At 61.9% G+C, this 23512-nt stretch carries 23 protein-coding genes; 13 read left to right on the top strand and 10 right to left on the bottom strand.

The features are described from left to right. Position 1: 1 nt before the first annotated feature. The 6 genes from lptF to rsmA all read left to right on the top strand — a co-directional run bounded on the left by lptF (position 2) and on the right by rsmA (position 7615). Positions 2 to 1183 carry an LPS export ABC transporter permease LptF gene (gene lptF / locus FHT75_RS21850; protein ID WP_028758445.1) on the top strand — a complete coding sequence of 394 codons (1182 nt, stop codon included), beginning with the start codon at positions 2 to 4 and terminating at the stop codon, positions 1181 to 1183. Next, the gene (lptG, locus tag FHT75_RS21845) at positions 1180 to 2268 is read left to right on the top strand and encodes an LPS export ABC transporter permease LptG (RefSeq protein ID WP_028756981.1); all 1089 of its coding nucleotides are present in this window, start codon (positions 1180 to 1182) and stop codon (positions 2266 to 2268) included. Before lptF ends, lptG begins: the two co-directional genes overlap by 4 nt. Next, positions 2268 to 4595 (top strand): LPS-assembly protein LptD, encoded by a 2328-nt coding sequence (locus FHT75_RS21840; protein ID WP_028756980.1) that lies wholly within the window; start codon positions 2268 to 2270, stop codon positions 4593 to 4595. Before lptG ends, FHT75_RS21840 begins: the two co-directional genes overlap by 1 nt. 183 nt (positions 4596 to 4778) lie before the next feature. Continuing rightward, positions 4779 to 5726 (top strand): peptidylprolyl isomerase, encoded by a 948-nt coding sequence (locus tag FHT75_RS21835; RefSeq protein WP_047616325.1) that lies wholly within the window; start codon positions 4779 to 4781, stop codon positions 5724 to 5726. Positions 5727 to 5732: 6 nt separating this feature from the next. Beyond that, the gene (pdxA, locus tag FHT75_RS21830; protein ID WP_063474259.1) at positions 5733 to 6761 is read left to right on the top strand and encodes a 4-hydroxythreonine-4-phosphate dehydrogenase PdxA; all 1029 of its coding nucleotides are present in this window, start codon (positions 5733 to 5735) and stop codon (positions 6759 to 6761) included. After that, a complete protein-coding gene (gene rsmA, locus FHT75_RS21825) occupies positions 6761 to 7615 on the top strand; it encodes a 16S rRNA (adenine(1518)-N(6)/adenine(1519)-N(6))-dimethyltransferase RsmA (RefSeq protein WP_028756977.1) in 855 nt (284 codons plus the stop codon). Before pdxA ends, rsmA begins: the two co-directional genes overlap by 1 nt. 98 nt (positions 7616 to 7713) lie before the next feature. Here rsmA and gmk read toward each other — a convergent pair whose 3' ends face one another. The 7 genes from gmk to fabD all read right to left on the bottom strand — a co-directional run bounded on the left by gmk (position 7714) and on the right by fabD (position 14298). Then, positions 7714 to 8376 carry a guanylate kinase gene (gmk, locus tag FHT75_RS21820; RefSeq protein ID WP_028756976.1) on the bottom strand — a complete coding sequence of 221 codons (663 nt, stop codon included), beginning with the start codon at positions 8374 to 8376 and terminating at the stop codon, positions 7714 to 7716. A 3-nt stretch (positions 8377 to 8379) separates the two neighbouring features. Further along, complete coding sequence (locus tag FHT75_RS21815) at positions 8380 to 9267, bottom strand: YicC/YloC family endoribonuclease (protein WP_028756975.1); 888 nt, start codon at positions 9265 to 9267, stop codon at positions 8380 to 8382. A gap of 18 nt (positions 9268 to 9285) precedes the next feature. After that, positions 9286 to 10524, bottom strand: a complete 1239-nt coding sequence (gene mltG, locus FHT75_RS21810) for an endolytic transglycosylase MltG (protein WP_028756974.1) — start codon at positions 10522 to 10524, stop codon at positions 9286 to 9288. 182 nt (positions 10525 to 10706) lie between these two features. Next, the gene (gene fabF / locus FHT75_RS21805; RefSeq protein WP_028756973.1) at positions 10707 to 11969 is read right to left on the bottom strand and encodes a beta-ketoacyl-ACP synthase II; all 1263 of its coding nucleotides are present in this window, start codon (positions 11967 to 11969) and stop codon (positions 10707 to 10709) included. Between the two features lie 93 nt (positions 11970 to 12062). After that, complete coding sequence (locus FHT75_RS21800; RefSeq protein WP_003547058.1) at positions 12063 to 12299, bottom strand: acyl carrier protein; 237 nt, start codon at positions 12297 to 12299, stop codon at positions 12063 to 12065. A 286-nt stretch (positions 12300 to 12585) separates the two neighbouring features. Then, positions 12586 to 13323: a 3-oxoacyl-[acyl-carrier-protein] reductase gene (gene fabG, locus FHT75_RS21795; RefSeq protein WP_028756972.1), complete on the bottom strand. Its 738-nt coding sequence runs from the start codon at positions 13321 to 13323 to the stop codon at positions 12586 to 12588. A gap of 30 nt (positions 13324 to 13353) precedes the next feature. Continuing rightward, a complete protein-coding gene (fabD, locus tag FHT75_RS21790) occupies positions 13354 to 14298 on the bottom strand; it encodes an ACP S-malonyltransferase (protein ID WP_097595056.1) in 945 nt (314 codons plus the stop codon). A gap of 201 nt (positions 14299 to 14499) precedes the next feature. On the opposite strand from fabD, the gene FHT75_RS21785 reads away from it, so the two are divergent. The 6 genes from FHT75_RS21785 (at position 14500) to FHT75_RS21760 (ending at position 20219) form a co-directional block, all read left to right on the top strand. Next, the gene (locus tag FHT75_RS21785; protein WP_028756969.1) at positions 14500 to 15543 is read left to right on the top strand and encodes an aldo/keto reductase; all 1044 of its coding nucleotides are present in this window, start codon (positions 14500 to 14502) and stop codon (positions 15541 to 15543) included. 306 nt (positions 15544 to 15849) lie between these two features. After that, complete coding sequence (rpsF, locus tag FHT75_RS21780) at positions 15850 to 16317, top strand: 30S ribosomal protein S6 (RefSeq protein WP_003547040.1); 468 nt, start codon at positions 15850 to 15852, stop codon at positions 16315 to 16317. A gap of 14 nt (positions 16318 to 16331) precedes the next feature. Further along, positions 16332 to 16580 (top strand): 30S ribosomal protein S18, encoded by a 249-nt coding sequence (rpsR, locus tag FHT75_RS21775; RefSeq protein WP_003547038.1) that lies wholly within the window; start codon positions 16332 to 16334, stop codon positions 16578 to 16580. A gap of 156 nt (positions 16581 to 16736) precedes the next feature. Then, positions 16737 to 17723: a DUF2232 domain-containing protein gene (locus tag FHT75_RS21770; protein WP_047616315.1), complete on the top strand. Its 987-nt coding sequence runs from the start codon at positions 16737 to 16739 to the stop codon at positions 17721 to 17723. Positions 17724 to 17745: 22 nt separating this feature from the next. Next, on the top strand, positions 17746 to 18324 hold the full coding sequence (gene rplI / locus FHT75_RS21765; RefSeq protein WP_028756952.1) for a 50S ribosomal protein L9: 579 nt from the start codon (positions 17746 to 17748) through the stop codon (positions 18322 to 18324). 398 nt (positions 18325 to 18722) lie between these two features. Next, on the top strand, positions 18723 to 20219 hold the full coding sequence (locus tag FHT75_RS21760) for a replicative DNA helicase (protein ID WP_025393962.1): 1497 nt from the start codon (positions 18723 to 18725) through the stop codon (positions 20217 to 20219). Positions 20220 to 20243: 24 nt separating this feature from the next. Here FHT75_RS21760 and FHT75_RS21755 read toward each other — a convergent pair whose 3' ends face one another. The 3 genes from FHT75_RS21755 to FHT75_RS21745 form a co-directional block, all read right to left on the bottom strand. Beyond that, positions 20244 to 20546, bottom strand: coding sequence for an AzlD family protein (locus FHT75_RS21755; RefSeq protein ID WP_063474257.1), 303 nt, complete (start codon positions 20544 to 20546; stop codon positions 20244 to 20246). After that, positions 20543 to 21262: an AzlC family ABC transporter permease gene (locus FHT75_RS21750; protein WP_063474256.1), complete on the bottom strand. Its 720-nt coding sequence runs from the start codon at positions 21260 to 21262 to the stop codon at positions 20543 to 20545. Before FHT75_RS21750 ends, FHT75_RS21755 begins: the two co-directional genes overlap by 4 nt. A gap of 67 nt (positions 21263 to 21329) precedes the next feature. Beyond that, positions 21330 to 22151, bottom strand: a complete 822-nt coding sequence (locus FHT75_RS21745; protein WP_063474255.1) for an AraC family transcriptional regulator — start codon at positions 22149 to 22151, stop codon at positions 21330 to 21332. A gap of 190 nt (positions 22152 to 22341) precedes the next feature. On the opposite strand from FHT75_RS21745, the gene alr reads away from it, so the two are divergent. Then, positions 22342 to 23505 (top strand): alanine racemase, encoded by a 1164-nt coding sequence (gene alr, locus FHT75_RS21740; protein ID WP_047616309.1) that lies wholly within the window; start codon positions 22342 to 22344, stop codon positions 23503 to 23505. Positions 23506 to 23512 lie beyond the last annotated feature (7 nt).

Below are 23512 nucleotides of genomic sequence, written 5' to 3'. Positions count from 1 at the left end.
CATGAAACTACTCGAGACATACATATTGCGGCGCGTCGGCCAGATGTTTCTCGTGGCGCTCCTGCCCGTTCTGGCGATCATTTGGACGACACAGGTTCTGCAGCGCATCAACCTGGTCACCGACAGCGGCCAGTCGATCGGCTCGTTCGCCAAGCTCGCGACGATGATTCTGCCGTCGATCATTCCCGTCGTGCTGCCCTTCGCACTCGTCATCGCGGTCACCCAGACGCTGACGACGATGAACAACGATTCCGAGCTCACCGTCATCGACGCGGCCGGGGCGCGGCGCAGTGTGCTGATCCGCCCGATCCTGCTGCTTGCCGCCGTCATCAGCGTCTTTTCCTTCTTCGTCGACAACGTCGTCGAGCCGCGTGCAAAGACCGTCGTGCGCCAGATGATCGCCGAGACCTATGCCGACCTGCTGTCTTCGGTGATCGAAGAAAAGACCTTCCGCAAGCTTGATGAAGGTCTTTATGTGCAGATCTCGAAGCGGATGGCGGGCCGCATGCTGAAGGGCCTGTTCGTCGCCGACGAGCGCGATCCGGCCTACGAACTGATCTATTATGCGAAGGAAGGCGCCGTCGACGATACGGGCACGACGCTGATCATGCATGAGGGCGAAGTGCACCGCAAAACGCCCGATGGCAATGTCTCGGTGATCAACTTCGATTCCTATTCCTTCGACCTCTCCGACATGACCGAGAATCGCGGCCAGGCGACGCTGCGTGCCAGCGACCGTGACCTGTGGTTCCTGTTCAACCCGGATCCGGCCGACAAGGACTATACGATCCGGCCGCAGAGCTACCGCGCCGAACTGCACCGCCGGCTGACGGACTGGATCCTGCCGGTCGTCTTTGCCCTGTTTTCGCTGGCGATCGCCGGCGACGCGCGCTCGCACCGCGAAGCGCGGCTGCATCCGATGGTGAGCGCGCTTGCCTATGCCTTCGCGATGCGATGGGCGGCCTTCTACGCGGCCAATCAGATCGACACCGACCCTGAATATATTGCCGTCCTCTACGCCATCCCGATCGTCAGCAGCATCATCTCGATCGTCTTCCTCGGCCTGCACAAACGACTGGTCATGCCGTCGTTCGTTCGGGACCGGATGTCGTCCTTCTGGAGACGAACGCAGGAAAGACTGCTTGCCGCCACCGGCAGGACCGGCGGGGGCACTGCCCAATGATGTTCGGGACATTGTCGCGTTATTTCTTTCGCCGCTACCTGGCGACGACGGGCTGGTTCCTGATCGGCGTCTCGGCGATTTCTTTCCTGCTCGATTTCAGCGAGACGGCGGGCCGCATGTCCGGCCTGCCCGGCTACACGATCAGCGGCGGCATCCTGATGACCGCCGTGCGCCTGCCGCTCATCCTGCAGCAGACCGTGCCGTTCATCGCGCTGTTCGTCGGCATGACGGTGCTGATCGGGCTCAACCGCAAATATGAGCTGGTCGTCACGCGCGCAGCCGGCATTTCGGTCTGGCAGTTCATGTTCCCCTTCATCGCCGGCTCGCTGGCGCTCGGCCTGCTGACGATGACGGCGCTCAATCCGCTCGCGGCCTGGGGACAGCGCCAGGCGCTGCTGGTCGAATCCGACTGGCGCGGCGAGAACGCGGTCCTGCGCAAGGCGCCGCAGATTCCGTGGCTGCGCCAGATCAGTGGCCGAGACGATGTCATCATCGGCGCTCAGACGGTTCAGGAGAACGGAACCAAGCTGATCGACGCCGTGCTGATCCATTTCGATTCAGGTGGTCAGGTCATTCTGAGACAGGATGCCGCCACGGCAAAATTGGAAGATGGTTACTGGCAACTTAACAACGTCGTCGAGCGTAAGCCTGGCGAAATCCCCCTGCGTAAAGCTTCGGTTCAACTTCGCACCAATCTGAAACAGGATTTCGTCCAGGAGCGGCTGACAGCGCCGGAAACAATTGGTTTCTTTGACCTTTCCAACCGGATTGCGGCTGCCAAATCCTTCGGTATTTCAACCAAGGCGTTGGAGACGCAATTCAACTCCCTGTTGTCCCAGCCATTGCTGCTGGTGGCCATGACTCTCATTGCTGCAACAGTGTCCCTAAAATTTAGCCGGTTCAACCAATCCCGCTCCGTGATTCTGGGTGGCATCCTCTCGGGCTTCATGCTTTATGTCATCACCGTGCTTGTAAAGGCATTCGGAAGCAGTGGAGTCGTGCCTCCCTTCGTGGCGACGTGGATACCGGTGGTCGTCGCGCTGGCCTTGGGTGCGACTATTCTGCTTCATCAGGAGGACGGCTAGTGGCGGCAGGCGACCGCAAGTATTTTAGTAAACAGCTGGTTGCCCTGCTTGTCGGCGCGACTGTATCTTCCTATTTCGGCAGTGCCCCGGCCTCTTACGGCCAGGCCAGCGCGCCCGAACAAACGATAAAGAATAAGATTCCTGAAGGGGCGAAGCTTCTGCTTTCGGCCAACGAACTCCTCTACAATCGCGACGCCCAGTTGGTGTCGGCGGTCGGCGGCGTTCAGATCAATTATGGCGGCTACAAAATGGTCGCACAGAAGGTCGAGTACAATCAGAAGACCGGCCGGATGATGGCGCTCGGCAATGTCGAGCTGGTCAGCCCCGACGGCAACCGCATCTATGCAGACAACCTTGACGTGACCGACAATTTCGCGGACGGGTTCCTGAACGAACTGCGCATCGAAACGGCTGACAATACGCGTATCGTCGCCGAGAGCGGCGAGCGTGTCGGCGGCACGCAGATGATTCTGAACAAGGGTGTCTACACGGCCTGCCTTCCCTGCGCCGAAGATCCGAAACGCGCGCCCTTCTGGCAGGTCAAGGCCAAGCGCGTGATCCAGAACGGCGTGACGCACACGATCCGCCTGGAGCGCGCGCGCTTCGAACTGCTCGGTTATCCGATCGCCTTCGTGCCGGTCATGGAAGTTCCCGACAATACGGTGAAGCGCAAGTCCGGCTTTCTCTTCCCGACGATGAGCCTGTCGCAGAATCTCGGCTTCGGGCTTTCCGTTCCCTATTATTACGTGATCTCGCCGAGCATGGACGCGACGGTCACCGCCACCGGCTACACGGCCCAGGGCTTCCTCGTCGAAGGCGAATTCCGCCAGCGCTTCGAAAATGGCACGCATATCCTGCGCGTCGCCGGCATCGACCAGGCAAAGCCGGACAATTTCAGCTCCGGCACCAGCGATGCCGAAGCCGGCCAGCGTGGCATGGTGGCGTCGAAGGCCGAATTCCGCATCAATCCGCGCTGGACGTTCGGCTGGGACGTCATGATGCAGAGCGACAACAATTTTTCACGCACCTACAAGCTGCGCGGTCTGAGCAGCACGGATCGGACCAACCAGATCTACCTGACGGGGCTTGGAAAACGCAATTATTTCGATATGCGGGCGTTCTATTTCGACGTCCAGGATGCCGACCGGACGAACACGGCCGAGAAAAAGCAGGCGATCGTCTATCCCGCGATGGACTATCACTATGTGGCGCCGCAGCCGCTTGCCGGCGGCGAGCTTTCGGCCGATGTCAACCTGACGAATATTTCGCGCACCCATGACGACTTCTATACCGTCGACGGCTTCGACCGCTTCCGCGGCCTGAAGGGCCAGACCTCGCGGCTGACTGCCGAGCTGCAGTGGAAACGCACCTACGTCACGCCGACCGGCCTGGTGATCACGCCGCTGCTGGCTGCGCGCGGCGACGCCTTCGCGCTGAACATGGACGATCCCACGGGCTACACCGGCAACTATGTCGACGGCAATTCCGCCACCCGTTCGATGTTCACGGCCGGGCTGGAGATGCGTTATCCGATCCTGATGACGACGGATAACAGCACGCATATTCTCGAGCCGATCGCACAGATCTATGCCCGCCCCGACGAGCAGCTGGCAGGCCGCCTGCCGAACGAGGATGCGCAAAGCTTCGTCTTCGACGCCACCTCACTGTTCGACCGCGACAAATTCTCGGGCTATGACCGCGTCGAAGGCGGGACCCGCGCCAATGTCGGCGTCCAGTACACCGGTACGTTCGACAGCGGCTACAAGCTGCACGGCATTTTTGGCCAGTCCTACCAGATCGCCGGTCAGAATTCGTTTGCGACCGATGATCTCGTCAATGTCGGCGCGGATTCCGGCCTTGAAACCACGCGTTCCGACTATGTCGGCCTCGGCGGCGTCGAGACACCGTTCGGCCTTTCAGTGACCGCCTCCTACCGCCTCGACGAGAAGGATTTCGATTTCCGCCGCGGCGACCTGACGACGGCTTACCAGAACGACACCTTCTCGACGCAGGTGACCTTCACCCATCTCAGCGCCCAGCCGGAATATGGCTTCGACGAAGACAATGACGAGATCCAGACCAGCAGCAGAATCAAGTTCAAGGATTACTGGGCGATTTTCGGCGGCATCGCCTGGGATCTGAATAATGATGTGATCAGCCGCCGGACGCTTGGTCTCTCCTATGACGACGAGTGCACGATCTTCACGATCGCCTACACCGACAGCAGGGATTCCGACGACGAGACGGCAAGCGACTGGACGATCGGCGCACGGCTGACCTTCCGCACGCTCGGCGACATCAAGATCGGCACCGACAGCCTGGAGTGACGGCAGGCGGGCGCAAACATCGCCTGAAGCCATTCTTTCGCCGTAAGCCTGTGCAGGACATTGCCGCCAGTCGATATCTGAGGCATAGGGGTTTCGCGCCGTGACGGGAGCGATTTCTGCATGTCTCGCACTGTGGTAAGGACGCCGCGAACACGTCTCGCGGCGCTATTGGGAGGTCAACAGATGATTGACGCGAAAAAAGCCATAACCACGTTCCTCGCCGGGGCGGCGCTTGCATTGCTGACAAGCCTCGCCGGTCCCGCGCTTGCGGCAAGCGAAGTCAAGGCCGTGGTCAACGGCACCGCCATCACCAGCGGCGATGTCGCCAAGCGCCAGGCCTTCCTGCGCCTGCAGCACACGAAGGCCGATGCGAAGACTGCGCAGGAGCAATTGGTCGACGAGACGCTCAAGCGGCAGGAGGTCTCCCGCGTCCATATGTCGGTTTCGCAGCAGGACGTCGATGCGTCTTTCGCGCGCTTTTCGAGCGGCAACAAGCTTTCCGTCGAGCAAATGTCGCAGATCCTCGATCGCGCCGGCGTCGGCGTCGATCATTTCAAGGCTTTCATCGCCGTACAGATGAGCTGGCCGCGCGTCGTCAACGCGCGCTACGGCTCGACCTCGCGGCTGTCGAACTATGATCTCGTCTCGCGCATGATGCAGAACAACAAACAGAAGCCGGTGACGACGGAATATATGCTGCAGCAGATCATCTTCGTCATTCCGCAAGCCAAGCGCAGCGCCATCACCGGCAAGCGTAAGGGCGAGGCCGAGGCGTCGCGCTCGAAATTTCCGGGCTGTGATCAGGCAAAGGTCTTTGCCGCGACGATGCGCGACGTGTCTGTGCGCGATCTCGGCCGCATGCTCGCCCCCGAGATCCCGCCGGATTGGAAACCGCTGGTCGAGCAGGCCAAGGGCAATACGACGGGCACCCGCGTCACCGACAAGGGCGTCGAATATCTGGCGATCTGCAGCCAGCGCCAGGTCTCCGACGACCAGGCCGCCGAAATGGTCTTCCGCCAGGAGGATCTCGACAAGTCCAAGGCCGGTAAAAAAGATGCCGGCCCGGAAAATGAAAACAGCAAGAAATACCTGGATGAACTGCGCAAAAAGGCGCAGATCGCCTACCGCTGACCGACGATGGCGACACCGTTTTCGCGACCGCTTGCGCTGAGCCAGGGCGACCCCGCCGGCATCGGGCCGGATATTACGCTGATGGCGTGGCTGCGGCGGCGCGAACTCGGGCTGCCGCCTTTCTTCCTGATCGGCGATCCTGATGTTCTGGCGCTGAGAGCCCGCCAGCTCAATCTGGCGGTTTCGATCCGCGAGACGGACACGGCCAGCGAGGCTGCCGGCCTATTTGCCGACGCGCTGCCGGTCATGACCGTCCCGGCCGGCATCGAAGTGGTGGCCGGCGAGCCGCATGCGGCTACGGCGAAGGGCACGATCGCATCGATCGAGAAAGCCGTGTCGCTCGTCATCAGCGGCGAGGCGGTCGCGGTCGTGACCAACCCGATCGCCAAGGCCGTGCTCTACGAGGCGGGTTTCCGGTTTCCCGGCCATACCGAATTTCTCGCCGATCTCGCCGCCAGGGCGACGGGCCGGCCGGTGACGCCTGTCATGATGCTGTCCGGTCCGAAACTGCGGGCCATTCCCGTCACTATCCACATTCCAGTCCGGGACGTGCCGCAGGCGCTGACCGGCGAACTGATTGTGGAAACCTGCCGGGTCGCCCATGAAGACCTCAGGCACCGCTTCGGCATCGAGGCGCCGCGGCTCGCCGTTGCCGGCCTCAACCCGCATGCGGGCGAAGGCGGGACGATGGGCCGGGAGGACGAGGACATTATCCGTCCGGCGATCGAGCGCCTGCGCGACGAGGGCATCGATGCGATCGGCCCCCTGCCCGCCGATACGATGTTCCATGACGAGGCGCGGGCGCGTTACGACGTCGCCGTCTGCATGTATCACGATCAGGCGCTGATCCCGGCCAAGGCACTCGGTTTCGACGACAGCGTCAACGTGACGCTCGGGCTTCCCTTCGTGCGCACCTCGCCGGATCACGGCACCGCTTTCGGCATCGCCGGCAAGGGACTGGCGCGCGAGCAGAGCCTCATTGCCGCGCTGAAGCTCGCCGCCCAGCTTGGCCGCAGCGCCGAAAGCCGCCGCTGATGGCTGCACTCGACGGTCTGCCACCGCTTCGTGACGTCATCCAACGCCACGGCCTCGATGCGCGCAAGGCGCTCGGGCAGAACTTCCTGCTCGATCTCAACCTCACCCAGAAGATCGCCCGCACGGCGGGGACGCTCGACGAGGCAACCGTCATCGAGGTCGGCCCCGGCCCCGGCGGGTTGACCCGCGCGATCCTGGCGCTCGGCGCCAGGAAGGTTATCGCCATCGAGCGGGATACACGCTGCCTGCCGGCGCTCGCCGAGATCGCCGATCATTATCCCGGCCGGCTCGAGGTGATCGAAGGCGACGCGCTGAAGACGGATTTCGAGACATTGGCGCCGGAAGGCCCGATCAAGATCATCGCCAACCTGCCCTACAACGTCGGCACGCAGCTTTTGGTCAATTGGCTGCTGCCGAAAGCCTGGCCGCCGTTCTGGCAGTCGCTGACGCTGATGTTTCAGAAGGAAGTCGGCGAGCGAATCGTCGCTGGCGAAGACGATGATCACTACGGCCGTCTCGGCGTGCTCTGCGGCTGGCGGACAGAGGCCCGCATGGCTTTCGACGTGCCGCCGCAAGCCTTCACACCGCCGCCGAAGGTGACGTCGACGGTCGTGCATCTCACACCCCGCGAAAATCCCATCCCCTGCGCTGTCGCCGATCTGGAAAAGGTGACGCAGGCCGCCTTCGGGCAGCGCCGCAAGATGCTGCGCCAAAGCCTGAAACCGCTCGGCGGTGAGCGCCTGCTCATCAAGGCCGGGATCGATCCGGCGCGGCGAGCCGAGACCCTTTCCGTCGAAGAGTTCTGCCTGTTGGCGAACAGCCTTCAAAGCTCGGCGAAAAGCCAGCCGTTCTAGAGCATTTCCGTTTTTCTTCGAATCACGAAAATGCTCTATCTCTTTGTTTTCACGCAATTCCGGACGCAAAACCGCTGTGCACTTTTGCTGGAATTGCTCTAAAGCGACGGCGTTTCTTCCAGCAGTCCGCGGACGAAGTCGAACATGCCATGGCGGCGGTCGCGGCGCAGGCGTTCGGCCTTGACGATCGACTGAACGGCGTCGAAGGCGGTGTCGAGGTCGTCGTTTACGATGACATAGTCATATTCGCGCCAGTGGGCGATCTCGGCGCGGCTGTTGGCGAGGCGCGTCTGGATGACCTCTTCGGAATCCTCGGCGCGGCGATGCAGCCGCGACTGCAGTTCGGTCATGGTCGGCGGCAGCACAAAGATCGAGACGACGTCGGCCGACATTTTCTCCTGCAATTGCTGGGCGCCCTGCCAGTCGATATCGAAGAGCATGTCGCGGCCTTCGGCCATGGCCTGCTCCACCGGCTCGCGCGGCGTGCCATAGAAATTGCCGTGCACCTCGGCCCATTCGAGTAGCGCATCGCTGTCACGCAGCCGCTCGAACTCACGCACGCTCTTGAAGTGGTAATGCACGCCCTCAACCTCGCTCGGGCGGCGCGGGCGCGTGGTAACGCTGACGGAAAGGCCGATATTCTTGTCGATCCCCAGCAGCGTGCGCGCGATGGTGGACTTGCCGGCGCCCGACGGCGACGAAATGACAAGCATCAGACCGCGGCGGGCGATCTGCACGGGCGAAGTTTTCGCCGGTTTCATGTCTTACTCCAAATTCTGGACCTGCTCGCGGAACTGGTCGATCACGACTTTCAGCTCGATGCCGGCAGCGGTGACCGCCGAGGCATTCGACTTCGAGCAGATGGTATTCGATTCGCGGTTAAATTCCTGTGCAAGGAAGTCCAACCGGCGCCCTGCAGGGCCACCTTTCACCAGAAGATCGCGCGCGGCGGCGATATGGGCCTTCAGACGATCGATTTCCTCGCGCAGATCGGCCTTGGTCGCCAGCAGCGCGGCTTCGGCATGCAGCCTGTCGCGGTCGAGCGCGGCCATGCCGTCCATCAGCAAGGCGACCTGCCCGGCAAGCCGCGCAGCGATCTCCTGCGGCGAGCGCGACGGATCGGCCTCGATCGTCCGTGCCAGGCCATCGATCGTCGCGACATGGTCGAGAAGAATGCGGGTCAGCGCCGCCCCTTCCTGTTCGCGCATCGCCCTCAGATCGGCAAGCGCGGCCAACAGACCGGCAGCGATATCGGCGTCACGGGCGGCAAGCGCCTCCTCGCCATCCTCGCCTTCGCGGAATTCCACGATGCCGCGCACCAGGAGCAGCGTATCGAGCTTCAGCGGCGACGGATCGATCACCCCGTCCAATTGCTCGCGCATGGCCAGCACGGCGGCGAGCGCCTCCCTGTTCAGCACCGCCTCGAAGCGGTTCTCGTCGGCGGTGACGGATAGGGATGCCTGCAGGTTGCCGCGGCTGAAGCTTTCGCCGGCGAGGCGGCGGACCTCCGCCTCCATGCGTTCGAGGCCGGGCGGCAGGCGCAGGCGCAGATCAAGGCCCTTGCCGTTGACCGAGCGCAGTTCCCATGCCCAGCGCCAGCGGCCGCTCGTTCCCTCGCGCCGCGCAAAACCGGTCATGGACTGCAAAGCCATGCGAACCTCCCGAAGGTATCAGTTGATCTTCTTTTTCTTCGGCGGCACGACGGTCGCGCCACTATCCGCCGGCTGCTCTTCCGGCTGGCCGTCGACTGCGATGTTCGGATCCGAACCCTTGTCGGCTTCGAGCTTGCGCCAGCGCTTGACGTTGGCGTTGTGCTCCTCGAGCGTGGCGGCAAAGACATGGCCGCCGGTGCCGTCGGCAACGAAATAGAGATCCTGCGTCTTCCAGGGATTGGCGACGGCTTCGAGCGCATCCTTGCCGGGATTGGCGATCGGCGTCGGCGGCAGCCCCTTGATGACATAGGTATTGTATGGCGTGTCCCGCTTCAGGTCCGACTGGTAGATCGGCCGGTCGGCCGGTTTACCCTCGCCGCCGAAGAGACCGTAGATGATCGTCGGATCGGATTGCAGGCGCATGCCCTTGCCGAGCCGGTTCAGGAAAACGGAGGCGACATGCGCACGCTCGTCGGGAACGCCGGTTTCCTTTTCGACGATCGAGGCGAGCGTCACGAACTCCTCCTTGGATCGCAGCGGCAGCGAGGAGTCGCGCTTGTCCCAGATCTGATCGACGAGCTTCTGCTGCGCAGCCGCCATCTGGTCGATGATTTCCGAGCGTTTGGTGCCGCGCGAGAATTTGTAGGTATCCGGACGCAGGCTGCCCTCGGTCGGCAGGGCGGCCGGCAAGTCGCCTTCCAGCACAGTATCCTGCAGCATGCGGTCAAACATCTGGCGGACCGTCAGGCCCTCCGGGAAGGAAACGGAATAGAGAATGGACTTGCCCGATTTCAGAAGCTCCATGATATCGCTCATGGAAGCCCTCGCCTTGATCTCGTATTCACCCGCTTTCAGGCTCTCACCGGCAGAAAGATGCGTTGCCGTGAGATAGCGGAAGATGCGGGCATCGCTGATGATCGCATTGCGCTCGAGGTTCGAGGCGATTTCGGCCAGACCAGCGCCGTTGCGGACGATGAAATTGGTGTTGGTCTGCAGCGGACCGGGGTTTCGATAGGTCGATGTGGCATAGTAGAAGCCGATGACGGCGACGACGCAGACCAGAACCGCCATGGTCATGATGAAGTTCAGGAAAAGAACCACCTGTCCGCGGGCTTTCTTGGACCGCTTCGGCGGCTCCGGAACGCGCTCCGGACGCAGGGCTTCGCTCGGCGACTTCGGGATGATCGGTCCCTTCTGTGCCTGCCGGTCGTTCTCGCCCTGCGGGGTATCGTTGCTCTGGTTCGTCGTATCGCTCACCGGCAATCCTCTAAAACTTGACCCTCACTTCGCTATTTCGCGAAGCAATGCGGCAAAAGCAGGTTCTGCCGCCGTTCAACGGCGCCGCTGCCGGTCGTTATGCTCCCGCACGTCCCGCTACGCAACGTAGGGAACGGCCGCCCTGCGGCGCAAGGGACACCCGTTACGCCGCGTAGAGGCCCTTATTGTGCGTAGCGGCGCAGCACGAGCGACGCGTTCGTGCCGCCGAATCCGAACGAATTGGACAGCGCCACATTGATTTCTCGCTCGCGCGCCTTGTGCGGCACAAGATCGATCGCCGTCTCACGTTCGGGATTGTCGAGATTGAGCGTCGGCGGCGCGATATTGTCGCGGATGGCGAGCGTGGTGAAGATCGCCTCGATAGCGCCGGCAGCACCGAGAAGGTGCCCTGTCGCCGACTTGGTCGAGGACATCGAGATCTTCGACGCCGCATTGCCGACCAGCCGTTCGACGGCGCCGAGTTCGATCGTATCGGCCATGGTGGAAGTACCGTGGGCGTTGATGTAATCGATATCGGCCGGCGTCAGCCCGGCCCTCTTCAGCGCCATCGCCATGCAACGGCCGGCGCCCTCGCCGTCCTCGGACGGCGCGGTGATGTGATAGGCATCGCCCGACAGGCCGTAGCCGACGACTTCGGCGTAGATCCTGGCGCCGCGCGCCTTGGCGTGTTCCAGTTCCTCGAGCACGACGATACCGGCGCCCTCGCCCATGACGAAGCCGTCGCGGTCGCGGTCATAGGGGCGCGAAGCCTTTTGCGGGTCGTCATTGTGCTGGGTCGACAGCGCCTTGCAGGCGGCAAAGCCGGCGAGCGAAATGCGGCTGACCGGGGATTCCGTGCCGCCGGCGACCATGACGTCGGCATCACCCAACGCGATCAGCCGCGCGGCATCGCCGATCGCATGCGCGCCCGTCGAGCAGGCGGTGACGACCGAATGATTGGGGCCGCGCAGCTTGTGGCGGATCGAGACCTGGCCGGAGACGAGGTTGATCAGGCGGCCGGGAATGAAGAAGGGAGAAATGCGGCGCGGGCCCTTGTCGCGCAGGGTGTAACCCGCCTCGACGATGCCTTCGATGCCGCCGATGCCGGAGCCGATCAGCACGCCGGTGGCGATCTGGTCCTCATCGGTTTCGGGGTGCCAGCCGGCATCGGCAAGCGCCATGTCGGCGGCGGCCATGCCGAAGATGATGAAGGGATCGACCTTGCGCTGTTCCTTCGGCTCCATCCACTGATCGACATTGAAGGTGCCGTCGGTGCCGTCACCGACAGGGATACGGCAAGCGATCTTGGCGGGAAGGTCGTCGACTTCGAATTCGGTGACGAGGCGGGCGCCGTTCTGGCCGGCAAGCAGCCGGGACCACGTCACCTCTGTTCCGCATCCCAAGGGTGATACCATGCCGGTACCGGTGATGACGACACGTCTCATCGCGTGCTTCCCCCCGTCTCTTATGTTCTATGGAGAAATATGCCGAAAAGAAAAGGGCGGACTCCAGGCCCGCCCTTTCTCAAATGCACAGGATCAGGCCTGGGCCTTCTCAATAAACTTCACGGCATCGCCGACCGTCAGGATCGAGTCGGCAGCGTCGTCAGGAATTTCAACGCCGAATTCTTCTTCGAAAGCCATGACAAGTTCGACCGTGTCGAGCGAGTCAGCGCCCAGATCGTCGATAAAGCTGGCGCTCTCGACGACCTTGTCGGCATCGACGCCAAGATGATCAATAACAATTTTCTTTACGCGTTCTGCGATATCGCTCATGTCGGTTTCCTCGACCTTATGTCCTGATCGGAATGCCATTGCGGCACCCTTACCCTGTTTCAGCCTGCGATGTTTTCAGACATCCTCGGCAAACTCGTTTACCCGGCTTCAGAGATGTCCCAGGCTTGCAAAAAGCCCGCCGGTCCGTCTGCTTTCTCGGGACGACTGTTCACAGTCATGGCCCGCTTAACATGCTTTATGTCTGCCGCAAAGCCAGAAAATCAACGGTTCGTGATTGCTCAACATGCTATTGGCGGAATTATACCCATGCCAACAGTTTGTCGTTTCAGATCATCGCCATGCCGCCGTTTACGTGCAGCGTCTGGCCCGTCATGTAAGCAGCCTCGGAGGAGGCAAGATAAGCGACCGCCGAAGCGACCTCGCCGCCCGTACCCATGCGCTTCATCGGGATCGCTCCCATGATCGCTTCCTTCTGCTTGTCGTTCAGCTTGCCGGTCATGGCGCTCTCGATAAAACCGGGCGCCACGCAGTTGACCGTCACGTTGCGGGTGGCAATTTCCTGCGCCAGCGACTTGGTGAAGCCGATCATGCCAGCCTTGGAGGCGCAGTAATTGGCCTGGCCCGGATTGCCGGTGACGCCGACGACCGATGTGATGTTGATGATGCGGCCATAGCGGCGACGCATCATCGGATGCGTCAATTCGCGCGTCAGGCGGAAGGTCGACGTCAGGTTGACTTCGAGCACGCTGTCCCAGTCCTCGTCGCTCATGCGCACGAACAAGCCGTCGCGGGTGATGCCGGCATTGTTGACGAGAATGTCGACGCCTTCGAGGTCGGCCTCGGCCTTCTGGCCGAGCGCCTTGACCTCATCGCGGTCGGAGAGGTTGGCCGGGAAGATCTTGACGCGCTCGCCGAGTTCGGCGGCCAGCGCTTCCAGCTTCTCGACGCGGGTGCCGTGGAGGCCGACGATAGCGCCCTGCTTATGAAGAAGGCGGGCGATTTCCTCGCCGATACCACCCGATGCGCCGGTGACGAGAGCCTTGCGGCCGGAAAGATCGAACATGGAAACGTTCCTTATATCTGGAGATACCAATCAGGCCATGAGGGCGGCGACGGCCGCGTCGATATCCGCCGGACCGTTGACGGAGATGCCGTTGATCGTTTTGTCGATGCGACGGGCAAGGCCGGTCAGCACCTTGCCGGAACCGAGTTCATAAAGCGTCGTGACGCCATTTCCGGCGAACCATTCCACCGTCTCGCGCCAGCGGACCTGGCCGGTGACCTGCTCGACCAGGAGGCCGGCGATCTCGTCGGCGCCGGTCACGGGGGCGGCACGCACATTGGCAATGAGGGGCACGACCGGATCGGATTTCGAAACCGTTGCCAGTGCTTCGCGCATGGCGTCGGCGGCCGGCGCCATCAGCGTCGAATGGAAGGGAGCGGAGACCGGCAGCAGAATGGCACGCTTGGCGCCCTTGTCGGTCGCAAGGCCGGCGGCCTTTTCGACGGCGGCCTTCTCACCAGAGATGACGATCTGGCCGCCGCCATTGTCGTTGGCGATCTGGCAGGCGCCGACGGCAGCCGCTGCCTCGCAGACGGCAACGACGTCGGCGTGTTCGAGGCCGATGATCGCGGCCATGGCGCCGACGCCGACGGGGACGGCCGCCTGCATGGCATTGCCGCGGATGCGCAAAAGCCGCGCAGTATCGGCGAGCGAGAAAGTGCCGGCGGCGCAAAGTGCCGAATATTCGCCGAGCGAGTGGCCGGCGACATAGGCGACCTTGGACTTCAGATCCAGCCCCTTGGCTTCAAGAACGCGGACGACCGCGATCGAGACGGCCATCAGCGCCGGCTGGGCGTTCGCCGTCAAGGTCAACGTATCCTCGGGACCATTGAACATGACGTCCGAAAGCTTTTCACCGAGTGCCTCGTCGACCTCGTCGAAGACGGCGCGGGCTTCGGCAAAATTCTCGGCGAGATCCTTGCCCATGCCGACGGCCTGACTGCCCTGGCCGGGAAAAGTGAAAGCGATGGTCATTTTCATGTCCCTGATTGCGCCCCTTGAGGCTGTTTTGCCTCCAATTGACATTCTTTCCGGCAGAGTCAAGTGGCGGCCCCTTCTGCGCAAAGCCTTTCGCACGCGCGCAAAAGCCCGGTTTTTGCTCTTGCGCTCCGCCAAATCCAGCCTAGATTTGCGCGGACCCTCCCAAGGCTTTCACCTCTCTTCCAAGGTTTTTCCATGAAGTACAATTCACTAGGCCGCACCGAGATTTCCGTTTCAGAGATCTGCCTTGGCACGATGACCTGGGGTTCGCAGAACAGCGAAGCCGACGCGCATGCGCAGATGGACTACGCCGTCGAAAAAGGCGTCAATTTCTTCGACACGGCCGAGCTTTATCCGACCACGCCGGTTTCGGCCGAAACGCAGGGCTGGACCGAAGACTATATCGGCAGCTGGTTCGAAAAGACCGGCAAGCGCGGGGATATCGTGCTCGCCACCAAGGTTGCAGGCCGCGGCCGCGACTATATTCGCGGCGGCCAAGGCGCCGATGCAAAGAATATCCGACTGGCGCTCGAGGCCAGCCTGGCGCGGCTGAAGACCGATTACGTCGATCTCTACCAGGTCCACTGGCCGAACCGCGGCCATTTCCATTTCCGCCAGAACTGGAGCTACAATCCCTTCAACCAGGATCGCGACAAGGCCGTCGCCAACATGCTCGACATCCTGGAAACGCTCGGCGCGCTGGTGCAGGAAGGCAAGATCCGCGCGATCGGCCTTTCCAACGAAACCACCTGGGGCATACAGAAATATCTGACGCTTTCCGAACAGAAGAGCTTGCCGCGCGTTGCCAGCGTCCAGAACGAATATAACCTGCTCTACCGTCATTTCGATCTCGACCTCGCCGAACTCTCGCATCACGAGGATGTCGGGCTGCTCGCCTATTCGCCGCTTGCCGGCGGCATCCTGTCCGGCAAATATGTAGATGGCGGCAGGCCGAAGGGTTCGCGCGGTTCGATCAACCCCGATATCGGCGGTCGCCTGCAGCCGTTGCAGGAACCGGCGACCAAAGCCTACCTACAGATCGCCGCAACCTTCGGCCTCGACCCGGCGGCCATGGCGCTCGCCTTCTGCCGATCAAGGCCGTTCATGGCCTCGGTCATCATCGGCGCAACCTCGATGGAGCAGCTGAAAGTCGATATCGGCGCGGCCGAACTGACGCTCTCTCACGAAGTCCTGGCGGAGATCGCCAAGGTGCACCGCCAGTATCCGCTGACGCTTTGATCATCTTGCCGTAACGCCCCCCGACGCCGACCATCGGTTTGCGTCGGGTCCGATTGCACTTGCCTTTGCCCAAAAAATCCGTATAAGCCGCCCTGTTCGTTAACCCGGTCTTCTGGCTGGTGGCTGAACGGAGGGCCGGTTTCTTTTTGGAAATCGTTCGGAACGGAAGCGTTCCAGCCTCCCGTGTCTCCGCTCTCGACCGTCTCGGAAACGCTTTCTTGCCTGGGTTTACCCAATCAGGAGCAGTCGTTGAGGCTTAGCCGCCGAATATCGGGTTGAACCAAACGCAAGAAAGGCAAAGCTGTCATGGCTCTTTATGAACATGTATTCCTTGCCCGGCAGGATATTTCCGCTCAGCAGGTCGATGCCCTCGTAGAACAGTACAAGGGTGTGATCGAAGCAAACGGCGGTAAAGTCGGGCGTATCGAGAATTGGGGCCTCAAGTCCCTCACCTACCGCATCAAGAAGAACCGCAAGGCGCACTACGCCCTGATGGACATCGATGCACCGGCTGCTGCCGTCCAGGAAATGGAACGTCAGATGCGCATCAGCGAAGACGTTCTTCGCTACATGACGATCGCCGTCGAGAAGCATGAAGAAGGTCCGTCTGCCATGATGCAGAAGCGCGACCGTGACGACCGTCCGCGTGAAGGCGGCCGTGGCCCGCGTGAAGGCGGCTTCGGTGATCGCGACCGTGGCCCGCGTCCGCCGCGTGAAGGTGGCTTCGGCGACCGTGACGACCGTCCGCGCCGTCCGCGCGAAGACCGTGTATAAGGGAGATCCGAGATATGTCTGAAACTTCCTCCGCTCCGGTCCGCCGCCCGTTCCATCGCCGCCGCAAGACCTGCCCGTTCTCCGGCGCCAACGCGCCGCGGATCGACTACAAGGACGTACGCCTGCTGCAGCGCTACATTTCCGAGCGCGGCAAGATCGTTCCGTCCCGCATCACGGCGGTTTCCCAGAAGAAGCAGCGCGAACTCGCCCAGGCGATCAAGCGCGCCCGTTTCCTCGGCCTGCTGCCCTACGTCGTCGCCTGATCGGCCGACACCAATACCGTTGAGGGAAGGCATTCGTGCCTTCCCTTCTCCCTTTCGCGATGGGCGCGGATCGGAACTCTTAAAACCCATGTTGAGACGTTTCTGAATTCGATTCAGCAACATCCTCTAACTGCTTGATGAAGCAGGACAGCGACCTTGAAACGACTAAACATTAGAACGCTGCTGATCGGCGCACTCGCCGGATTGACCGCCGCCCTGCTGGTGCTGGGCGCGAGCATGCAGCCGTCGTTTTTCAGCGCGCTTCTCTACACGGCTTCAGCGCTGCCGATTCTGATCGTCGGGCTCGGATGGGGCAACGCCGCGGCGATCTCGGCCGTCACCACCGCTGCCGCACTCGGCGCGATCTTGATCTCGCCTTCCTTCGCGCTGATCATGACGCTGGTGACGCTTCTGCCGGCCGGCTGGCTGAGCCATCTCGCCAATCTCGCGCGTCCCGCCTCCGAACTCGGTGGCCCCGACCACCTGCTTGCCTGGTATCCACTCTCCGATATCCTGCTGCATCTCTGCGGCCTGGTGACGCTTGCGGTCATCGTCATCGGCGTGATCATCGGCTACGGGCCTGAGATCACCGATCCGATCGTCGACCTCCTGATCACCTCGCTCAAACAGCAGCAACCGGAATTCATGCCCGATCCGGCCGCGACCGCGCAGACCAAATCGCTGATCCTGCTGATGCTGCCGGCTTTGCAGGGCGGCATGTGGGTCTCCATGCTGTTTGCCGCCTATTATTTTGCGGTGCGCATCGTCTCAGCCTCCGGCCGCGGCCTTCGCCCGCGCGAGGACATTCCCTCGTCGCTGCGCATGAACCGCAACTCGATCTTCATCTTCCTGGCCGGGCTTGCCGCCTGCTTCTTCGGCGGCGTTCCGGCGCTGGTCGGCGCGACCGTGATCGGCACCTTCGGCGCCGGTTTCATGCTCTCCGGTTTCGCCTCGCTGCATTTCCGCACGCGCGGCAAGGACTGGCGCATGCCGGCCCTCATCCTTAGCTACCTGGCTTCGATGCTCATGCTGCTGCCAGCTCTCCTCATCCTCGTCCTTGGTCTCAGCGATACGCGCAAGGCGATCGCGCTGACCCCGACGAAAGATGCTGATGCCCCCAAACAACCCGATACGAAAATCTGAGACACAAGAAAGGAAAAAGAAAATGGAAGTCATTCTTCTCGAACGCATCTCCAAGCTCGGCCAGATGGGCGAAACCGTCAAGGTTCGCGACGGCTTTGCCCGCAACTACCTGCTGCCGCTCGGCAAGGCGCTGCGCGCCAACGCCGCCAACAAGACCCGCTTCGAAGCCGAGCGTGCGACGCTCGAAGCCCGCAACCTCGAGCGCAAGTCGGAAGCCCAGAAGGTCGCCGACGTTCTCGACGGCAAGTCCTTCATCGTCGTGCGTTCCGCCGGCGAAACCGGCCAGCTCTACGGTTCGGTCGCCGCCCGTGACGTCGTCGAGATCCTCGCCGCCGAAGGCTTCAACATCGGCCGCAACCAGGTTCACCTCAACACGCCGATCAAGTCGATCGGCCTGCACAAGGTCGAGCTGCAGCTGCATGCCGAAGTCGAAATCCACGTCGAGCTCAACGTTGCCCGTTCTGCCGAAGAGGCAGAGCGCCAGGCCAAGGGCGAAGAACTCACCTCGGTCGACGCGATCTACGGTGTCGACGAAGACGCACTGCGTCCGGAAGACTTCTTCGATCCGGAAGCCGACGGCGTCGACGAAGACGAAGCATAATTTTCGTCGGAGCGATCCACGAGAGGGAAAGCCCGGCCATCGCGCCGGGCTTTTTCGTTTACACACCTTCGACAGACCGTTTTCCACCCCTTCGACAGGCGCGGCCGATCGGGGTCGCTTTTTTAAGGGGATTTCCCGGATGTTTTTGCTGCGCGCCTTATCGCGCCACGCTAAAATACCCTTCTCCGAAACGGATGGGCTGAGTCGGCGCCAGACCGTGTCGTGCGGGTGACACTGCCAGTATTTCTCCTTTGTGTCGCCCAAGACTGTGGAGAAGTCGAACAACGTGCACAGCGTTCAGGATTTAGGCGAAGAGAGCCCCCGCTCCTTTCGCAGCCTCTTGATTTTCGCGTCCGGAATTGCAAATCCGGAGCTGGAAAAAGACAGAACGGATGATGATGAACGACGCCGCTCGAAAGATTGCAGCCGTTGCTCCGTCGGAGCAGCATTATCGCGAAGCACCCAACAATATCGAAGCCGAGCAGGCGCTTCTGGGCGCGATCCTGATGAACAACGACGCCTATTACCGGGTGTCGGACTTCCTGAAGCCTATCCATCTCTATGAACCGCTGCATCGGAAGATCTTCGAGGTTGCCGGCGATATCATCCGCATGGGCAAGATCGCCAATCCGGTGACGATCAAGACCTTCCTGAAGGCCGACGAGAAGGTCGGCGACATGACGGTTTCGCAATATCTGGCGAGCCTCGTCAGCAACGCCGTCACCGTCATCAATGCCGAGGATTACGGCCGGGCTATCTACGACCTGGCGCTACGCCGGGCGCTGATCACCATCGGCGAGGACGTCGTCAACATCGCCTATGACGCGCCGCTCGACATGCCGCCGCAGTCGCAGATCGAAGATACCGAACGCCGCCTCTTCGAACTGGCGGAGAACGGCCGGTACGACGGCGGATTCCAGGCCTTCAACGATGCCGTTGCGCTGGCGATCGACATGGCGGCCGTCGCCAAGGAACGCGATGGCGGGCTTTCCGGCATTTCCACCGGCATCCATTCGCTGGATTCCAAGATGGGTGGCCTGCAGCGTTCGGACTTGATCGTGCTGGCCGGACGTCCCGGCATGGGCAAGACCTCGCTTGCCACCAATATCGCCTATAATATCGCCGCCGCCTACGAAGGCGAAGTCCAGTCGGACGGCAGCATGAAGGCGAAGAACGGCGGCGTCGTCGGCTTCTATTCGCTCGAAATGTCGTCCGAACAGCTCGCCACCCGTATCATCTCCGAGCAGACGGAAGTCTCCTCCTCGAAGATCCGCCGCGGCGACATCAACGATGCCGATTTTGAAAAGCTCGTCGCCTGCTCGATGATGATGCAGAAAGTGCCGCTCTATATCGACCAGACCGGCGGTATTTCGATCGCCCAGCTTTCGGCGCGCGCCCGCCGCCTCAAGCGCCAGCGCGGCCTCGACGTGCTTGTGGTCGACTACATCCAGCTGATGACCGGCTCGGGCAAATCCAGCGACAACCGCGTCCAGGAAATCACCCAGATCACCACCGGCCTGAAGGCGCTCGGCAAGGAGCTCAACGTTCCGATCATCGCGCTGTCGCAGCTCTCGCGTCAGGTCGAAAGCCGGGACGACAAGCGCCCGCAGCTTTCCGACCTTCGCGAATCCGGCTCGATCGAGCAGGACGCCGACGTCGTGTTGTTCGTGTTCCGCGAGGAATACTACGTCAAAAATTCGGAGCCGCGCGACATCCACGATCCGAAATATCCGGAATGGGAAGCGCTGTTCGACAAGGTAAAAGGTACGGCCGACGTCATCATCGCCAAGCAGCGCCACGGGCCGACAGGCACGGTGAAGCTCGCCTTCCAGTCGGAATTCACCCGCTTCGCCGATCTCGCCGATCCCTCCTTCACACAGTACGAGGAACATTGACACGGTTTTCCGGGTCAATTTCCCCTAGAAACCTGCGCCCCGCAACAAGGCCACCGTTGCAACGCCGACGACGATGCTGGCAAGCATCGGCAGGCGGCGGGCGGCCAGTGCCGTTGCGGCACATGCCAGTGTCTCCGCCCAGCCGGTCGCAAAGGCGGTCGGAGCGATCACCGCCATCAGGACCGCCGGCGGGATCGCCTCAATCGCAGTTTTCCAGCGCTCGTCCAGCTGCACATGACGGATGAGGACGAGACCGCTGATGCGCGTGAAAATCGTCGCAAATGCCATCACGAGGATGGCAAGCAGGGTATTGATATCAAGCGTCATGCGGCCTGCTCCTGGACCCGACCCTTCCAGAAAGCCATCACCAGTCCGGCCAAAGCACCGGCTGCGATATACCAGACGCCCGGCACGAAATGATGGACGACAACGGCTGCAATTCCGCTCGCGGCCAGAATTGCGCCCGTTTCCGGTCCCTTCCAGAAGCCCATGACCAGCACGACAAACACGGCCGGAAAGGCGAAATCGAGACCGATGACCGCGGGATCGCCCAGAAAGGCGCCGAGCAACGCGCCTGCCAGCGAAGAGCCGACCCAGGTGACGTAGAAGGGCGTGACGATACCGGCATACCAGGCGGGCGTCAGCCGTGTGCTGCCAGCGCGGAACTCCGCCATGGCCCAGAGTTCGTCGGCAAGGAACAACATGGCGGCATAGCGCCTGATGGTGGAGAAGGATTGCATCTTCATGCCGATGGAGGCGCTCATCAGCACATGGCGGATGTTGACCAGCAGGGTGGCAAAGCCGACGCCGACCCAGCTTGCCGGATGCGCCCATATATCCATTGCCACGAACTGCGAGCCACCGGCAAAGACCAGCGCGCTCATCAGCGTTGTTTCCAAGACCGAAAGACCCTTGGTGGCCGAAACCGCGCCGAAAACCAGACCGATCGGAGCAACGGCGACGACAAGCGGAAAGATGGCGCGCATTCCGGCAAGAAATTCGCCGGTAAGAAATTCGCTGGATGGCCGGCTTTGCTGCAACATGGCAACCTCCTGATTGAGATCGCGGAGCAGTAGCCCAGCCCGACACAGCCGTATTGAACGAAAGTGATCAGCCAGTACGGAATTGACCGGGTGTTACGCCCGTGCGCGCCTTGAAGTGCCGGGAGAAATGCGCCTGATCTGCAAAACCGCATTCGAGCGCGATATCGGCGGGCATGCGCCCCTGCCGCAGCAGCCTGCGAGCCACCTGCACGCGCCGGTCCGTCAGGAAGGCATGTGGCGTGATGTGGTATTCCTTGCGGAAGGCGCGGATGAGGTGAGCGCGGCTCAACCCTGCCACCCCGGCCAGTTCCTCGAGGCCGACGTCGCTGTCGAAATTCTCGATGAGGTATTCGCGGGCGCGGGCGACGGCGCTTCGCTCCTGCGTATCGACAGGCACGACGATTGTGCTGCCGTGGCGCGCAAAGATCGCCGCCAGCACAGAGAACATGCTTTCATCGGACTCCAATGCACCTGCGCCCCTTTCGAGCGTGCGGTGGGCGGCGTGAAAAGCATTGGCGAGTTGCGGATCGCGTGGAAGCCCGCCGGAAAAAGACGGCGTCGCGTGAAAGGCCTTGCCCGTCACATCCTCCAGAATATCGATGAATAATTTCATGTCCGGATAGATCATGCGATAACGGTAGCCCTCGCCGCCGGGAGCACCGTCATGAATGACGCCCGGATCGATAAGATAAAGGTCGCCCGGGCCGGTTTCCTCCCGCCTGCCGCTCAGCGTGGCGATCTGGCTGCCGCTTTCAATCGCGCCGATACTGAATGTATCGTGCGCATGCGGCGCATATTCATGAGTGAGGAAGGTGGCGCTCAGACACTCCATGTCGCAGAAGCGGCTGTCCCGCCAAAAGCGGGCCGATTCCACGTCGGCGAGCGGCATAGCCTCCGCCGCCTCTTTCTGGGATACGTTCTGCATGCGGGTAGATTAGCGCCGAAGCCGCCATGCGTCTTGAACAAAAGTGATCGTACAGGCGGCAAAGGATGGTATGTGACCGACCGCGCTTTCCCTTGGCCACAATGCTCACTAGACTGGGTGAGGTGATTTTTCCTTCATTTCTTCACGGCGATTCATGACAGATTTTCCCATTCCCTTCGACGACGACGATCTTTTCGCTTCCGCAGGCCTGCGGTTGACCGTCGACTTGACCGCGCTTACGGAGAACTGGCGCGATATGGCGCGCCGCTCCGGTGCAGCGCGCGCCTCGGCCGTCGTCAAGGCGGATGCCTATGGCATGGGCATCGAGGATGCCGGCGAAGCGCTCTATATGGCAGGCGCCCGCGACTTCTTCGTCGCGACCGTCGACGAGGGCGTCACCCTTCGCCTCTATGCGCCGGAGGCGCGCATCTTCGTGCTCTCCGGCATCTGGCCGGGCACCGAGCGGCGCTTCTTCGACAATGATCTGGTGCCGGTGATTTCTTCCGACGAGCAACTCGCCTTCTGGATGGCCGTGCTGGCCGATTACGGCGACTACCCCTGCGCGCTGCATGTCGATACCGGTTTCAATCGGCTCGGACTACATATCGACGATGCGATCGCGCTCGTCGACGATGTTTCGCGGCCGGCGAGTTTCGCGCCGGTGCTTGTCATGAGCCATCTCGCCTGCGGCGACGATCCCAGCCATGCGATGAACCGGCGGCAGCTCGAATCATTCCACAGGGTTAGCGCCGCCTATGAAGGCATCGATTCAAGTCTTGCGGCCTCGGCCGGCATCTTTCTCGGCGAGGATTATCACTTCGACCTGACCCGCCCCGGCATTGCGCTTTATGGCGGCGAAGCGGTCTGCGGCATGACGAACCCGATGCGGCCGGTGGCAACCGCGGAAGCGCGCATCATCCAGGTGCGAAATGTCGAGGCCGGCGAGACCGTCAGCTATGGGCGGGCGCTGCAGCTCAACCGCAAAAGCCGGCTGGCGATCGCCTCGGCCGGTTATGCCGACGGCTATATGCGCAGCCAGTCGAGCGGCGGCGTGCCGCTGCGCCAAGCGGTGCCGCAAGGCGGGCAAGGCTTTATCGCCGGACGCAAGGTGCCGGTTGCCGGCCGGATCACCATGGACCTGACGATCTTCGATATCACCGACCTGCCTGACAATGCCGTGCGCGCCGGGGATTATGTCGAGCTGTTCGGCAAGAATATGCCAGTCGACGACGTGGCGCGGGCAGCAGGCACGATCGGATACGAGATCCTGACCAGCATGGGGCTCCGCCATGAGCGGCGCTATGTCGCCGAGGAGTAGAGTTCGC

It is taken from the genome of Rhizobium sp. BK112 (genome assembly GCF_014193215.1).
Classification (GTDB): domain Bacteria; phylum Pseudomonadota; class Alphaproteobacteria; order Rhizobiales; family Rhizobiaceae; genus Rhizobium; species Rhizobium anhuiense.
This window is presented reverse-complemented; position numbering and strand designations above follow the sequence as displayed.

Excerpts from the sequence above, each read along its gene's own strand:
- lptF (WP_028758445.1), top strand. The coding sequence starts at position 2 with ATGAAACTACTCGAGACATACATATTGCGGCGCGTCGGCCAGATGTTT.
- lptG (WP_028756981.1), top strand. The coding sequence starts at position 1,180 with ATGATGTTCGGGACATTGTCGCGTTATTTCTTTCGCCGCTACCTGGCG.
- FHT75_RS21835 (WP_047616325.1), top strand. The coding sequence starts at position 4,779 with ATGATTGACGCGAAAAAAGCCATAACCACGTTCCTCGCCGGGGCGGCG.
- pdxA (WP_063474259.1), top strand. The coding sequence starts at position 5,733 with ATGGCGACACCGTTTTCGCGACCGCTTGCGCTGAGCCAGGGCGACCCC.
- rsmA (WP_028756977.1), top strand. The coding sequence starts at position 6,761 with ATGGCTGCACTCGACGGTCTGCCACCGCTTCGTGACGTCATCCAACGC.
- gmk (WP_028756976.1), bottom strand. The coding sequence starts at position 8,376 with ATGAAACCGGCGAAAACTTCGCCCGTGCAGATCGCCCGCCGCGGTCTG.
- FHT75_RS21815 (WP_028756975.1), bottom strand. The coding sequence starts at position 9,267 with ATGGCTTTGCAGTCCATGACCGGTTTTGCGCGGCGCGAGGGAACGAGC.
- fabF (WP_028756973.1), bottom strand. The coding sequence starts at position 11,969 with ATGAGACGTGTCGTCATCACCGGTACCGGCATGGTATCACCCTTGGGA.
- FHT75_RS21800 (WP_003547058.1), bottom strand. The coding sequence starts at position 12,299 with ATGAGCGATATCGCAGAACGCGTAAAGAAAATTGTTATTGATCATCTT.
- fabG (WP_028756972.1), bottom strand. The coding sequence starts at position 13,323 with ATGTTCGATCTTTCCGGCCGCAAGGCTCTCGTCACCGGCGCATCGGGT.
- fabD (WP_097595056.1), bottom strand. The coding sequence starts at position 14,298 with ATGACCATCGCTTTCACTTTTCCCGGCCAGGGCAGTCAGGCCGTCGGC.
- FHT75_RS21785 (WP_028756969.1), top strand. The coding sequence starts at position 14,500 with ATGAAGTACAATTCACTAGGCCGCACCGAGATTTCCGTTTCAGAGATC.
- rpsF (WP_003547040.1), top strand. The coding sequence starts at position 15,850 with ATGGCTCTTTATGAACATGTATTCCTTGCCCGGCAGGATATTTCCGCT.
- rpsR (WP_003547038.1), top strand. The coding sequence starts at position 16,332 with ATGTCTGAAACTTCCTCCGCTCCGGTCCGCCGCCCGTTCCATCGCCGC.
- rplI (WP_028756952.1), top strand. The coding sequence starts at position 17,746 with ATGGAAGTCATTCTTCTCGAACGCATCTCCAAGCTCGGCCAGATGGGC.
- FHT75_RS21760 (WP_025393962.1), top strand. The coding sequence starts at position 18,723 with ATGAACGACGCCGCTCGAAAGATTGCAGCCGTTGCTCCGTCGGAGCAG.
- FHT75_RS21755 (WP_063474257.1), bottom strand. The coding sequence starts at position 20,546 with ATGACGCTTGATATCAATACCCTGCTTGCCATCCTCGTGATGGCATTT.
- FHT75_RS21750 (WP_063474256.1), bottom strand. The coding sequence starts at position 21,262 with ATGTTGCAGCAAAGCCGGCCATCCAGCGAATTTCTTACCGGCGAATTT.
- FHT75_RS21745 (WP_063474255.1), bottom strand. The coding sequence starts at position 22,151 with ATGCCGCTCGCCGACGTGGAATCGGCCCGCTTTTGGCGGGACAGCCGC.
- alr (WP_047616309.1), top strand. The coding sequence starts at position 22,342 with ATGACAGATTTTCCCATTCCCTTCGACGACGACGATCTTTTCGCTTCC.